Annotated in this window: 9 protein-coding genes; 3 read left to right on the top strand and 6 right to left on the bottom strand. The window is 66.7% G+C overall.

Annotation, left to right across the window (positions count from 1 at the left end):
• Positions 1 to 288 precede the first annotated feature (288 nt).
• Positions 289 to 1,587, bottom strand: coding sequence for a flavin-dependent oxidoreductase (locus tag ACQR1L_RS32615; protein ID WP_434862013.1), 1,299 nt, complete (start codon positions 1,585 to 1,587; stop codon positions 289 to 291).
• A 219-nt stretch (positions 1,588 to 1,806) separates the two neighbouring features.
• Here ACQR1L_RS32615 and ACQR1L_RS32610 point away from each other — a divergent pair, with 219 nt between their 5' ends.
• Complete coding sequence (locus ACQR1L_RS32610) at positions 1,807 to 2,808, top strand: glycerophosphodiester phosphodiesterase (protein WP_434862012.1); 1,002 nt, start codon at positions 1,807 to 1,809, stop codon at positions 2,806 to 2,808.
• 36 nt (positions 2,809 to 2,844) lie between these two features.
• On the opposite strand, the gene ACQR1L_RS32605 is transcribed toward ACQR1L_RS32610, so the two are convergent.
• From ACQR1L_RS32605 to ACQR1L_RS32595, 3 genes are all read right to left on the bottom strand, one after another.
• A complete protein-coding gene (locus tag ACQR1L_RS32605; protein ID WP_434862011.1) occupies positions 2,845 to 3,570 on the bottom strand; it encodes an outer membrane protein in 726 nt (241 codons plus the stop codon).
• A 116-nt stretch (positions 3,571 to 3,686) separates the two neighbouring features.
• The gene (locus ACQR1L_RS32600) at positions 3,687 to 5,597 is read right to left on the bottom strand and encodes an acyl-CoA synthetase (protein WP_434862010.1); all 1,911 of its coding nucleotides are present in this window, start codon (positions 5,595 to 5,597) and stop codon (positions 3,687 to 3,689) included.
• A gap of 627 nt (positions 5,598 to 6,224) precedes the next feature.
• Positions 6,225 to 6,668 carry a MarR family winged helix-turn-helix transcriptional regulator gene (locus ACQR1L_RS32595; RefSeq protein WP_434862009.1) on the bottom strand — a complete coding sequence of 148 codons (444 nt, stop codon included), beginning with the start codon at positions 6,666 to 6,668 and terminating at the stop codon, positions 6,225 to 6,227.
• Positions 6,669 to 6,854: 186 nt separating this feature from the next.
• Between ACQR1L_RS32595 and ACQR1L_RS32590 the strand changes: the two genes are divergently transcribed.
• On the top strand, positions 6,855 to 8,036 hold the full coding sequence (locus ACQR1L_RS32590; protein ID WP_434862008.1) for a substrate-binding domain-containing protein: 1,182 nt from the start codon (positions 6,855 to 6,857) through the stop codon (positions 8,034 to 8,036).
• A 220-nt stretch (positions 8,037 to 8,256) separates the two neighbouring features.
• On the opposite strand, the gene ACQR1L_RS32585 is transcribed toward ACQR1L_RS32590, so the two are convergent.
• On the bottom strand, positions 8,257 to 10,329 hold the full coding sequence (locus ACQR1L_RS32585; protein ID WP_434862007.1) for a putative bifunctional diguanylate cyclase/phosphodiesterase: 2,073 nt from the start codon (positions 10,327 to 10,329) through the stop codon (positions 8,257 to 8,259).
• 246 nt (positions 10,330 to 10,575) lie between these two features.
• Positions 10,576 to 12,975, bottom strand: a complete 2,400-nt coding sequence (locus tag ACQR1L_RS32580) for a membrane-bound PQQ-dependent dehydrogenase, glucose/quinate/shikimate family (protein WP_434862006.1) — start codon at positions 12,973 to 12,975, stop codon at positions 10,576 to 10,578.
• A gap of 575 nt (positions 12,976 to 13,550) precedes the next feature.
• Between ACQR1L_RS32580 and ACQR1L_RS32575 the strand changes: the two genes are divergently transcribed.
• Entirely contained in the window at positions 13,551 to 14,441 is an 891-nt protein-coding gene (locus ACQR1L_RS32575; RefSeq protein WP_434862005.1) for a hypothetical protein, read from the top strand.

The raw sequence follows: 14,441 nt of genomic DNA, 5'->3' as shown, positions 1-14,441 counted from the left end.
AGGCAGTCTTTCCATCGTCATTGCGAGCGTCAGCGAAGCAATCCAGAGTCCCGCCAACGACTCTGGATTGCTTCGCTGCGCTCGCAATGACGCTGTTGGCCGAGCTGCGCGCCAAAACCACCGCTGTCATCCCGGCGAACGCCGGGATCCATAACCACAGGATGATGTTGTGACGCAGGCTGGTCGCTCCAGCGTGCCTGCTAATTCTGTCGCGGAGTATGGGTCCCGGGTCGGCGCACATCGGCGCGATGCGCCGATGTGCTTGCCCGGGACGACATCGAGGGTAGATCAGGCCGCCTTGGCCGTGTCGACCTGCGCCCCCTCCGCAATCGTCCTTGGCGCCGTGTTCAGCTGCTCGATCGCAAAGCCCGCGGCCTTCTTGTAGTTGGCCATGAACGCGTCGCGCTCGGCCGGTGGCACCACGTCATCGATATCAGTGAAGGTGCCGCCGCAGCGCTCGTCGACCAGGTTGAGCAGGCCGAACGGGCCGGCGCCGCGGTTGCGCAGGATCACCGCCGAAATCGGCCCGCACAGTTTCTCGTCATAGGCGGCGAGCGCCGCCGGCGTCACGCCGTGGGCCAGCAGGCACGTGCCGAGCACGCGGGCGTCGACGATCGCCTGGCTCGCGCCGTTGCTGCCGGTCGGATACATCGCATGCGCGGCGTCGCCCATCAGCGCGACCGGACCGTCGACCCAGGTCGAGACCGGATCGCGGTCGATCATCGGGTTTTCATAGGCCCCGTCGGCGCCGGCGATCAGCGCGGGGACGTCGAGCCAGTCATAGGTCCAGCCCGCGAAATGATGCGCGAACTCGGCTGTCGGCACCTGCCGGAACCAGCCGGTCTGCTTCCAGCCCTCGGTGTTGTCCATCGTCACCTCGGCGATCCAGTTGATCAGCGCCAGCCCCGTCTTCGGGTCGGGATGCGAGATCGGGTAGACCACGACGCGATGACGATGGGTGCCGAGGCCGACGAAGGACGAGCCCGTCCGCATCGGCTTCGCCCAGGTCACGCCGCGCCACATCACCGCGCCGCCCCAATGGATCGGCGGCTGCGTCGGGTGCATCTGCGCGCGCACCGCCGAATGAATGCCGTCGGCGCCGATCAGCAGCCGGCCGCGCTGCTCCGAGCGCGAGCCATCGGCGTGCTCGATGCGCGCCGTCACCGTGCCGTCGGCGTTCTTCTCGTAGCCGCTCACGCGGCTGCCGAGCCGCACGGTGGCGGCGCCCGCACGTTGCACCAGCCGGCTGTACAGCAGCATGTGCAGCTTGCCGCGATGCACGGCATATTGCGGCCAGTTGTAGCCGGCGAGCAGCCCGCGCGGCTCGGAATAGATATCATTGCCGTTCAGCCCGACCAGCGCCCATTCCTTCGCCGGCACGCCGACCTCATCGAGATCAGCCGCGCCGATGCCGAGGTCGTACAATTCGCGCACCGCATTGGGCTGCAGATTGATGCCGACCCCGAGCGGTCGCATCTCGCGCACGCTCTCATAGACGATGCAGGGCACGCCGATCTGCTGCAGGGTCAGCGCGGTCGCAAGGCCGCCAATGCCGCCGCCGGCGATGAGGACAGGAAGATCGGTCATGGGGCTGGTCCTGGGCATGGTCCGTCGCACGTGAACTCGGAAACAAGGCTCGAAGAATGGCCAAGGGGGTGCGGGCGCGGCACTGCAGCGCGCGCGGATCGCCTCCCCTCGATCCAAGACCGGCATTGTCTCGCCGGTCGATGGGAAAAAGGCCTAGTTCAGAAGGCCAGCGGAAACAAGGGGAATGGGCAACCTGAGGTCCCATGGTAGGCTGGTGCCATGCGACATCGATCTCTCTTCCTCTGCGCCGCCCTCCTGCTCGCGGCCGTCTCCAGCCCGGCCCTCGCGTTCGACATCGAGGCGCATCGCGGCGGGCGCGCGCTCCATCCTGAGAACACCCTGCAGGCCTTTGCGGCCGCGCTGGCGCTTGGCGTCGACACGCTCGAGCTCGACGTCGGCGTCACCCGCGACGGCGTGCTGGTGGTCTCGCATGAGCGGCGGCTCAATCCCGATCTCGCCCGCGATGCCGCCGGCAACTACGTGGCGCCGCCCGGGCCGCTGCTGATCGATCTGCCGCTCGCAGAGGTGCAGTCGTACGATGTCGGACAGATCCGTCCCGGCAGCGACTATGCCAAGCAGTTTCCGGAGCAGCAGGTGCTCACCGGCGCGGCTCCACCGCCCCGCATTCCGACGTTGAAGCAGGTCATCGATCTCGTCAGAGGCTCCGGCAACGACAAGGTGCGGCTCAACATCGAGACCAAGCTCGATCCCGCGCTCCCCAATGAGGCGCCGGATCCCGAGCGTTTCGTCAGTCTGCTGCTCGATGTCATCGCTGCCGAGCACTTCGCCGACCGCATCATGATCCAGTCGTTCGACTGGCGCACCCTGCAACTCGCGCAGCAACGCGCGCCGCAGATTCCAACGGTCTATCTGTCGCTGCAGCGTGGCAAGGCACCCACGGTCGCGCTGACCGAGGCCACGCGCTGGACGGCCGGCTTCAACCCCGCCGATCACGGCGGTTCGCTGCCATCAACGATCCGCGCAGCCGGCGGCAAGGTCTGGTCGCCCTATTTTGCCGACGTCACGCCGGAGCTGATCAGTGAAGCCCACGCGCTCGGTCTTCAGGTCGTGGTGTGGACCGTCAACAAACCGGAGGACATGGCCCGGCTCATCGAGAGCGGCGTCGATGGCATCATCTCCGACCGGCCGGATCTGTTGCGCAAGGTTGCTGTCGAGAAGGGCGTTGCCAAGCCGGTCGCCGCTGCGGCCGGCCCGAGATAGAAGCTGACAATTCGCCGTCTTGAAAGTGGAGGGGGCTCAGAACCGATAGTTGACGCCGAGAGTCGCGGCGTGAACACGGTCCTTGACCTCGAAGCCGGTGATGTTGACGACCGGCGCCGCGTTGCTCATCGTGATGCCGTTCTTGCCGAAATCGTAGTAGTTATATTCGACGGTCGCGGACCAGTGTGCGGCGAAAGCCCACTCCACGCCGGCGCCCGCGGTCCAACCGCTTCGCATCGACGTCGTGCTCGGATCGACGGCGATCCCCGCAGGGAGGATGAATGGATCCTCGTTGCGCTCGCGCGTCCAGGCGGCGCCGCCGCGCGCATAAACCAGCCAGCGCTCGGCGTAAACGTAACCAAGCCGCGCCGTTGCGGAGCCGAGAAAATCATTGGTGGTGACGAACTGCGATGGGCGGATCACACCGGTGATCCGATTCCGGACCGAACCACCATGGCTGCTTCGCAGGCTGCTCCAGGCGGCGCGAGCCTCGGCGCCGATCACCCAGGCCGGCGCAAACTGGTAATCGCAACCGATTTGGCCGCCGCCGACAACGCCGGCCCCGCTGTAGTCCCTGGCGACGCCGAGATCGTTGGTCGTCGTGTCGTCACTGACGACTCCTCCGACATGACCGCCGATATAGCAACCACTCCAGGTGAATTTGACCGGCGTTGGCGCTTTCGCCGTGATCGGGAGGTCAGCCGCCGCCGCAGCAGCACTGAAGAAAGCGATCGCCGCAGAACCCAGCAGAACCTTGAGCATTCCAAACGCCTCAGCACATTCGCGCTGAGGTAGTAGCAGTTGATCGTCGTCCTGTATGTTGTCCGGCAGCAACATTCCGTAAAATTACGGGAACCTTGCTGCCGGACGGCATGAGCTCACCCCGTTACCACCTCATGCCGGATCACGAACGGCGCCAGCAACGTGTGCACCTCGTTCTCGATCGCCTCGCGTTGCTCCGCCGGCACGTTGCGGAGCGTCACCGTGGCGAGGCTGCCGTGACTGCCATGAGCGCCGACCTTGACGCTGCAGTCGATGCCGCGGTCGGTGAGCTGCGACAGCACCTTGGTGAACACCCGCGTCGCGGCGTCCCAGCGCAACTGCGGCTTGAACACCTTGCCGACGCCGGTCACCGGCATCGGATCGATCGGGATGATCTGCACCGGCACCGCGGCGCGCTCCGGCGTGCGGGCGCGGACCCAGTCCTCCAACTCGCCCGGTTGCACGCTCGCGCCCGGCTTCAGTTGCACGTAGCCGATCGGCAGTTCGCCCGCATAGGCGTCGGGCTGGCCGACCACGGCGGCAAAGCCGACGGCGGGATGCTGAAACAGGATCTCCTCGATCGGCGCCGGGTCGATGTTGTGGCCGCCGCGGATGACGAGGTCCTTGGCCCGGCCGGTGATCCACAGGAAGCCGTCGGCATCGAGCCGGCCGAGATCGCCCGAGTTGACCCAATGGCCATCAACAAACGCGCCCTTGTTGTGGGCGTCGTCGAGATAGCCGGAGAACACGCCGGGCCCGGCCATGATCACGACGCCGATCTCATCCACGGCGCAGTCGCGCTCGTAGCGTCCTTCGGCGTCGAGCTTGACGATGCGCACCTTCGCATAGGGCACGGGCAGGCCGACCGACCCGAGCCGGATCGGCTGGTCCGCATAGGCCATGGTGTGCACGCTCGACGTCTCGGTCATGCCGTAGACCTCGATCACCGGCAGCTTCAGCCTGTCCATGATCGCCTGGCCGACGGCGACCGGAATTGCCGATCCGCCGCCGGCGGCATAGCGCAGGCTGGAAATGTCGGCGTTGCCTTGCGGCACCGCGAGCGTTGCCGCCAGCACCGTGGGCACGCTCGACAGCGTCTCCGGCTTGTACTTCTCGACCAGTCCCCAGATGTTGCGCACCGCGTTCGGATTGCGCCAGCCGGCACCGGAGAGCACGACAAGGCTGCCGCCTGCGGAGAACGTCTGCAGCGCCTGCGTCAACGAGCCGCCGACATGAAACAGCGGCATGCCGAACAGCAAGGTGCCGCCGGACTTGGCCTTCAGGATCAGGTTGATCGCCCAGGCCTGGTAGACCTGATTGCCATGGCTGTGCCGCACCAGCTTGGGCGTGCCCGTGGTGCCGCCGGTGTGGAAATAGGCCGCGGTGTCGCTGGATTTGATCTGCCGGCCGCTGACGAGGTGATCGCCCGGCTGCGGCTTGATCAGGTCGCCCCAGGCGTGGATGCCGGCGGCCGGATCGCCGCCGCCGCCATGAACCTGCACGATCGCCTTGAGGTGTTTCAGGCCGCCGCGGACCTTCTCGACCTTCTGCCAGATGTCGGTGCCGGGCAGGGGGCCGAGCGCCACCAGCACCTTGGTCTTGGCGGCATCGAGAATCTCGGCGATCTGGTGCGGCTCGAGCAGCGGGTTGACCGGGTTGGCGATGCCTGCGGCCTCCGCGCCGAACAGCGTGATGAAGGCTTCGGGCACCAGAGGCAGCATGAAGCTGACGACATCGTCGGGACCGACGCCGAGGGCGTGAAACATGTTCGCCGCCTGCGTCACCTTCGCGATCAAGTCGCGATAGGTGATCACGACCGGCGTATCGGCGGGATCGGCATTTGCCAGAAACTGGATCGCCGGCGCGTCCGGGTTGGCCGACGCGCCGCATTTCAGCGCCTCGTACGTGCTCTGAGCAGCGATCCGTTCGCTGTACGGCGTCTGCTCGAAGGCGCGGATGTCAGCCGTGCTGGCAAATGTCGGATACTCGCCGCCGATGGCGCGATCGAGCAGATGAATGCCCGTCATGGCCTGTCCTCCCTGTGTGTCCTCATCCGGCTCGGGGCCGGTGATTGCGCGCGGGCTCTGTGGCCCGTTCGTCGCGATCGCGAGAGGACAGGATGGGGGAGGATTCGTCTTGCGTCTATCTCGGCGTGATCGGGGATGCCGGGAGTTTTGTCGCAGCGACGCTGCGCTGCAACGCGACGCAGTCCAACGCGCTTGCCGTGTCCAAAGCTTCGAGGAGCTACGCGCGCTCCAACAAAAACTCTGCCGTCATTCCGGGGCAGCCGCGCGTAAGCGCGGATGAGCCCGGAATCCATAGCCACGAGCGGATGTGTGACGAAGACTGCTCCCACAGCCATCTCGTGCCTCATATCCGCCTGTGCGTATGGATTCCGGGCTCATTCGCGCTGCTTCAAAATGGTCTACCGCCATTTTGCGCGCGAATGCCCCGGAATGACGGAGAGAACAAGCGTGGGCAGAGGCCGCCGCGGGCGCGCCTTCGCCCTATGCCCCCGCAGCTTCCGCGTCATTGCGAGCGTAGCGAAGCAATCCAAGGTCCCGCCCACCATCCTGGATTGCTTCGCTGCGCTCGCAATGACGGGAGGGTAGAGCTCGGGACTGAATGTCCGCAGCGTCGCAGCAAGACAATGCTCAACTCGCCGCGTCGATCAAATTCTCCAGCAGCCGCTTCAGCTCGCCGGTCGCCTTGTCGCCGTAGTTCTCCAGGATGTGCGCCTCCTGGCTGGCGGCCAGCGAGTTCAGCCGCTTGCACAGCGCCTTGCCGCGGTCGCTGATGAACATCAGCACCTTGCGGCGGTCGTTCGCGTCCTGGCGGCGGTAGACCAGCGAGTCCGACACCATGCGGTCGATCATCTTGGTCAGGGTCGGATGGTTCAGCAGCACCGCCTCGGCGAGATCCCCCATCGAATGGCCCTCGCCGTCCGACAGCACCTTGAGGATGCGCCACTGCTCGACGGGCACGCCCTCCGTGCTCAGGCGCGTCTCCAACTGCCGGTTGATCTCCCGGTTGGCTTGCGCGAGCAGGTAGGCGAGATGTTCGGTGAGGGGGGTGTTGGAAGGGGGCGATTTGGCCACGGTAAATTTCGCTCAGGGGTCCTGAATTGAATGATTGTCCGGCAGTTGCTGCCCGATCTATATGCATCCCAATTCTTGAACATTCAACATTTTCGAATAGGATATTTGCCGAACGCGTGCTGATTTTGACGGCGTATGACCGCCGGCCCACACTGGGCCAACCAGGGTCGCGGCCAAGGAGTGGGTGTGCTCTCGACAGGACCTGTCACGGCCGGGCGCTGCAGCCCGCCGCCGTCCCTGCTGTTCAGGAGCCCGCCCAAGCGGGTCGGCCTGCCGTCGCTGGCCCCCTTCGATCCCGATCGGTTCGCGCGGCGGGGCCGCCACAACAGGCTGCGCATCGGCAATTTCATCACCTTCTCCGGCTCGCCGGGAATATGGGGGCCGGCGGCCACCAACAGCGCGCTGCTGGCGGTCTCCGAGATCAACCGCCGTGGCGGCATCCTCGGCCGCGAGATCGAATTGTCGTTCTACGATTCCGGCGGCCCGGTCGAGGAGGTGGTTGCGTGCGCCAGGGACGCGCTTGAGTTCGACGACATCGACGTCGTGATGGGCTCGCATATCAGCGCGGTCCGGTTGGCGCTGCGCCGTCTGACGCGCGGCCGGATCCCTTACGTCTATACGCCGGTCTATGAAGGCGGCGAGCGGACGCCGGGCGTGATGGCGATCGGCGAGACGCCGCACAGCCAGACCCGTCCCGCCATTCATTGGCTGGCCGAGAACAAGGGCGCCAAGCGCTGGTACCTGATCGGCAGCGACTATGTCTGGCCGTGGCAGTCGCACCGCTCCACCAAGACCTACATCACCGAGGCCGGCGGCCATGTCGTCGGCGAGGAATTCGTTCCCGTCGGTGAGGACGATCACGAGGCGCATCTGGCGCGCATCCGCGCCGCCAAGCCCGACGTCGTGCTGATCTCGCTGATCGGCACCGACAGCATCACCTTCAACCGGGCGTTCGGCGAATCCGGCCTCGCCGCGACCACCTTGCGTCTCGCCGGGGCCGTCGACGAAACCGTGCTGCTCGGCATCGGCGCCGACAACACCGAGAATCTCTACTCCGCCTCCGGCTATTTCAATTGCATCGGCTCCAGAGCCAATGACGACTTCCTGGGCGGTTACACTGCGATGTTCGGCGTCGAGGCGCCGCCGGTCGGCTCCGTCGGCCAGTCCAACTACGAAGGTCTGCGCTTCCTGAAAGCCGCCGCGGAGCGCGCCGGCTCATTGTCCCTGCACCCGCTCGCCGCCGCCGGCCGCAACATGGTCTATTCCGGCCCCCGCGGCGATGTCACCCTCCGTCACGGCCGCGCCAGCATGGCCATGCACCTCGCCGCCGCCGACGGCCTGGATTTCAGGATCATCCGTACGTTTTGAGCGATGCCGGGTAGGCGCCTCGCGAGACGTTCCGCTCCTTCCACGTCGTCATGGCCGGGCTTGTCCCGGCCATCCACGTCGGCCGACATGCTGAGAACGACGTGGATGCCCGGGACAAGCCCGGGCATGAGGGAGTAACTGATCGGCAGGATCGCTCGTCAGGGAAGCCCCGCATCTTCACATGTGATAGCCCTGCCCTCCAGGGGAGGGTGGCACCTGCTCAGGCCGCCGCGGCGCTCTTGGCCGGCGCTTCCGCGATGAGGGACGGCGCGACCTCCACCTCCCGGATCATCTTGCTGATCGCCTCCTGCGGCATCGGCTTGCCGAACAGGAATCCCTGCACGCTGGTGCAGCCTTCCTCGCGCAGGAAGGCGAGGTGCTGCTCGGTCTCGACGCCCTCGGCCAGCACGGGGATGTTCAGGCTGCGCCCCAGCAGCAAGGTCGCCTTGACGATCGCCGCCGCATGCACGCTGGTCTCGACCGACTGGATGAAGCTCTTGTCGACCTTGATCTTGTCGAACGGAAACACCTGCAGGGTCGACAGCGATGAATAGCCGGTGCCGAAATCGTCCATCGCGACGGTGACGCCGATCCCCTTCAGCGCCTGCATCACCTGCAGCGCGTGCTGGCGGTCGGCGATGATGCCGGTTTCCGTCAGCTCGATCTCGAGTCGCTCCGGAGCCAGGCCCGTCTGGCGCAGCACCTCGGCGACGCGCTTCGGCAGGTCGTGGTTGAGCTGCATCGGCGCGACGTTGACGGCGACCTTGAACGGCTGGCTCCAGCCCGCCGCGGTGGCGCAGGCGGTGCGCAGCACCCAGTCGCCGATGTCGACGATCAGCCCGGTCTGCTCCGCCATCGGAATGAAATCGTTCGGCGGCACGCGGCCCTTCACTGGGTGATTCCAGCGCAGCAGCGCCTCGAAGCCGATGATCTCGCCGCTCTGCGTGTCGTTCTGAACCTGGTAGTGCAGCTCGAACTCGTTGCGCACCAGCGCGCGCTTCAGATCGATCGCGAGCTCGGCGCGGCGCCGGCTGGCCTCGTCCATCGACGGTTCGTAGGTGCAGATCTTGCCTTGTCCCAGGCCTTTGGCGCGATACATCGCCAGATCCGCGCGGGTGAGCAATTCGTCCGAGCTGAGGCCGTGGTCGGGATGCAGCGCGATGCCGATGCTGCAGCCGACCGAGAGGCTGCGCTCCTCCCACTCGACCGGCGTCAGCACCAGCGCGCGCATGCGCTCGGCGAATCTGGCGGCCTCGGCGCGCGCGAAGATCTCGCTCTTGACGGCGACGAACTCGTCGCCGCCGATCCGTGCGAGGAATTCGCCGGGCTGCAAGGTCGCCGCGATGCGCTGGGCGATCGTCGTCAGCACCGCATCGCCAGCGGCGTGGCCATGCGCGTCGTTGATGTCCTTGAAGCGGTCGAGATCGATCGCGAGCACGACCAGATGCGCGGTCTCGTCGCCATTGGTCAACAGCGGAGCCAGCCGCTGTCCCAGGCCGTTGCGGTTGGGCAGGCCGGTCAGCGGATCCTGCAAGGCCAGCTGCCGATAGCCTTCGACCGCCTCCTGCGCCGCCTGCATGTCGATCATGTAGGCCGACGCTGCCATCGCCATGATCAGGCCGATGCCGGTGACGATGCTGATCAGCATCACGCTGTCGGACAGTGCCTGCGCCGGCGCGTCAGCTCCCGCCATGGGCGCCAAGGTCAGCGCCGCCATGCCGGTGAAATGCAGGCTGAGAATCGCGATCACCATGGCGAGCGAGCCGCCATATTTGCAGAACCGCGTCACGGGGCGCGCGATCCGGTTGGCGGCAACGGCGCCGAACCCCATCGCCAGGACCAGCGAGAGCCAGATCGCCGGCGCATGCCAGGTCCTGATGCCTTCGAGATTGAGCGCGCTCATCCCGGTGTAGTGCATCGCGGCGATGCCGAAGCCGAACACCGCGCCGCCGATCTCGATCAGCGGCCCGTGCTGGGTGCGCGTGGTGATGAAGAAGCCGAGCCAGGAAAACACGATGGCAAGGCCGAGCGAGGCGAAGGTCAGGCCCGCTTCGAACGAGCGATTGCCCGTTGCCTCATAGCCGAGGATGGCGGCGAAATGCGTCGTCCACACCGTGCCGCCGGCGACCAACCCGGCCAGGAACAGCAGGTGCAGCCGGCGCAGACCCGTGTTGCGCCGGACGCGCGCGAGCAGGCGCATCGAGAGGATGGAGCCGAGCACGCACACCAGCAGCGCGGCGGTGACGTAGCGCAGATCGTGGTCGGCAGGCAGGCAGGACAGGATCGTCAACATCGGCAATGAACCCTTACGCAGGCCAGCTACGAACCAGGGCGCGCCGCGTTTTGGCGCACGGGAATCGCGGTTAGCAAAGCGTCAATGCGGGCAGGAAATCTGGGCCCGCGCTGACTCATGCACGAGGTTCGGAAGCCGACGATTAAGGCGCGCGCTTCGCAGTTGGAGTTCCTCCGGGGAACCCCGGACATCGTGAGCAAATGTCCAACAGTTCACCGCATTCTGCGCAGAGCTGGAACCGGCGAACTACTTGCTCGCGACGTTGCCCGGCAGCGCATAGGCGCGGACGTAGTCGCCCAGCTTGGTCCCGAACGAGCCATGGCCGCCGTCGACCGTGACGATGTACTGTCTGCCGCCTGCCTCGTAGGTCATCGGCGTCGACTGTCCGCCGGCCGGCAGCCGGTCCTGCCACAGCAGCCGGCCGTCCTTGACATCGAAGGCGCGGATGTAGTCGTCCATCGTGCCGGTGAGGAACGCGACGCCGCCGGCCGTTACCATCGGGCCGCCGAGCATCGGCACGCCCATCTTGAACGGCAGCGGCACCGGTGACTGGTCGCGAATGGTACCGACGCGATGCTGCCAGACGATCTGGTTGGTCGTGAGATCGATGGCGGCGAGGCTGCCCCAGGGCGGCGCCATGCAGGGGATGCCGAGCGGCGACAGGAAGATGCCGAGGTCGACACCATAGGGCGTGCCGTACATCGGCTGTACGCCGAACTCGGTGCCCGGCGGATGTTCCGCGTTGGGCTCTGCCGGATTGTCCTTGCCGCGCGGCACCAGCCTGGACACGAACGGGATCGACTGCGGATTGGCGATCGCGATCTTGCGCACAGGATCAATCGCGATGCCGCCCCATTCGAACATGCCGAAATCGCCAGGATAGACCAGCGTGCCCTGCTCGGAGGGCGGCGTGAACGGGCCCTCATAGCGCAGCCGCTTGAACTTGATGCGGCAGGCGAGCTGATCGAACATCGTCGCGCCCCACATCTGCGCGCCGGTGAGGTCTTTGCGCGGCCGGAAGCTGAGCTCGGAGAACGGCTGGGTCGGCGACAGATGATCGCCGGGCGCGGCGCCTTGCGGCACCGGCTTCTCCGGCGCCGGGACAAGCAAATGACCATCGCGGCGGTCGAGCACGAAGATGTTGCCGGTCTTGGCCGGCACGTAGATCGCCGGCACCACGCCGTCCTCGCCGGGCATGTCGACCAGGCTCGGCTGCGACGGCATGTCCATGTCCCAGAGATCGTGATGCACGTTCTGGAACGACCAGCGCAGTTTTCCCGTGGCGATGTCGAGCGCGACAACAGCGGAATCATAGCGCTCATTGTCGGCCGAGCGGTTGCCGCCCCAGATGTCCGGCGAGCTCGAGCCGAGCGGGATGTAGACGAGGCCAAGCGCCTCGTCGGCCGCGCCGACGCTCCAGCCGTTCGGCGAGCCCGGCGTGAAATGATGCGTCGCCGACGGCATCTCGTTCGGATCGGGATTGCCGGGATCGAACGCCCACAACAGCTTCCCCGAGTAGACGTCGAAGCCGCGGATCGCGCCTGACGGCACCTTGTTGGAGTAGTTGTCGATCACCGCACCAGCCATGATCAGCACCTTGTCGGTGACCACCGGCGGCGAGGTGCCCTCGTAGAAGCCGAGCGTCTTGATCTCGTGGCCGGCCTTGAGGTCGATCTGGCCGTGATCGCCAAAGCCGTCGCACGGCTTGCCGCTGTCGGCGTCGAGCGCGAACAGCCGGCCGTCATTGGTCGGCAGAAAGATGCGCCTCGTGCATTCGGCCGGCGCCGCGGCGCCTGCGCTGTCGACCGCGCCTTGCTTGGTCTCGTGATACGCCACGCCGCGGCAGGTCATGTGCTGGAAGTTCTTGTGGTGCTCGATCTGCGGATCGAATTTCCATCGGAGTTTTCCGCTGGCCGCATCGAGCGCGAACACGATCTGGTGCGGCGAGCAGGTGTAGAGCAAATCGCCGATCTTCAGCGGCGTCACCTCGTTGGTGAACTCGTCGGGATCGTCGGGGCCCTTGCGGTCGCCGGTCCGGAATTCCCAGGCAAGCTGCAGGTTCTTCACGTTATCAGGCGTGACCTGCTTCAGGCCGGAGAAGCGCGTGCCGAAATTGCTGGCGCCATACGCGGTCCAATCAGCTTGGGCCTCGGCTGGTGCGGTATCGGTGCCGGCCGTCGCTGCCGCCGCCTGCGTCAGCGCGCCAGTGACGCCGAAGCGGTCGCCGCGGAGCGACGCACCGAGCACGACGATGGCGACCGCGAGCACGGCCACGAGGCCCCAGCGCGCGGAGCGCATGTCGCCGACCAAATGCGCGGTGATGAACGGCAGCAGCAGCCAGACGCCGAGCGGCGCCAGCACGTCCCCGCGCGGCGCCAGCGACCAGAAGTCCAGCCCGACCTCCCAGATCGCCCAGATCATCGTGCCCAGCAGCAGCGCCGCATACAGCCACAAGGCCGCGGCGCGCCGCTGCCACAGGAGCCACGCCGTGCCAAGCAGGGCTGCCCCCGCAATGACGTAGTACAGCGAGCCGCCGATCGCGGCGAGCCAGAGACCGCCGGCGAGCAGCGCCAGGCCCATCAGTCCGACAATGATGGCAGTGAAGGTCAGCAGCGGCGCGCGCTGCAGCTCGCGGGCGGCGGCCATGCGCGGCTCCAGGCTGATGAGGACGAAGCGCGGCAGGACGCCGCAGTCGCGTCATGAACTGCGGGGAAGAGCGGAAGTTCCCTGAGGCGCGAGCCTCTCCCCGCACGCGGGCAGAGGCCGGATTGCATCGCCAGATGCAATCCGGGTGTGCTCTCCGCACGGCCGGTGCGTGCGGCCGCCCCTCACCCCAACCCTCCCAGCGCGAGCGAAGCTCGTCGCGCCCCCGTGAAGAACGGGGAGAGTGAGCGCACCGACACCGTCGCGCGGGCATTCGTCCCTCTCTCCGTAAGCGACCCGCTCATTTCCGGTGTGCAGGACCCGCTCGGATGCCAGAGCCTCATGGTGAGGAGCGCCGCGCCCGTCAGTCAGCTGTTTTCAAAGGAGCCAGCGTGCGGCGCGTCTCGAACCATGAGGCCCGAGCGGGCCCCAACCCTCCGTCCCGTTGCCGCGCCACCCTCAGCCGCAGCCGCTCCGGTCACACGCGCTTTTGTCACGCCCCGGGCTCGGCGCGGGTTGCCGCTCCATGACGGAATTAATACGATCCGATGTCAGTCACATGAAAATTGGAGTGCCGGATGCGTGCGCAGTCGCGAGCCCTGTCGAACCCCGTCGCCCTGTGGTGGGCGATGCTGACGCTGGTCAGCCTCGCCAATATCGCGTTCTGGTTCATCCTGTATCGCCAGCTCGGCGGCGGCAGCGGCACGCTCGCCCAGTCCTCCGACACCAGCGCGATGCTGGCGCTGTCGGCGGCCTATGTGTTCGGCTGCGCCTTCCGCTCGGTGCTGCCGCGCGCCGACGTGCAGCGCATCTGCCTGGTGGACAGCTGGCTGTCGAGCGTGTTCGTCGGCCGCACCGTGGCGACCATCGCCGAGATCGCCTTCGCGGCGCAATGGGCGATCATCCTGGCGCAGCTCGGCGCCATTGCCGACGCCGACACCGCGGTCAACATGGCGCGCCTGATCGTGCCGATCATCGTCGTCGCCGAGATCTGCTCCTGGTACGCCGTCGTCACCAAGAACTTCCTCTACAACGCGATCGAGAACTCGCTGTGGGCGGTGGCCTTCCTGTTGGTGGGCATCGGGCTCGGCCGGCTGTTGCCGGAGTTCGACGGCCTGGTGCGCGGGCTCCTGATCGCTGGCCTCGTCGGCATCGCCTGCTATCTCGCCTTCCTGGTCGTGGTCGACGTGCCGATGTATGTGAAGCGCTGGCGCATCGAGCGCGCCGCCGGCAAGCCGCTGCTGCATCCGCTGGTGGGCTTGCGCGATTCCGCCACGCAGTGGACCGTCACCCACGAGTTCGAGCACTGGAAGGAAGAGATCGCCTGGATGTCGCTGTATTTCAGCGCCGCGGTCTGGGGCTCGCTGGCGCTGTGCGCGCTGTCGGCGATGAACGGTCCCGCGCCGCAGGCTCGCGCCCAGGCCGCAATCGCGCCGGCGGCGATCAGCCAGCCGGCGCAATTGCGCTGA

Origin of the sequence: Bradyrhizobium sp. HKCCYLR20261 (genome assembly GCF_051168435.1) — a bacterium.
Taxonomy (GTDB): Bacteria; Pseudomonadota; Alphaproteobacteria; order Rhizobiales; family Xanthobacteraceae; genus Bradyrhizobium.
This window is presented reverse-complemented; position numbering and strand designations above follow the sequence as displayed.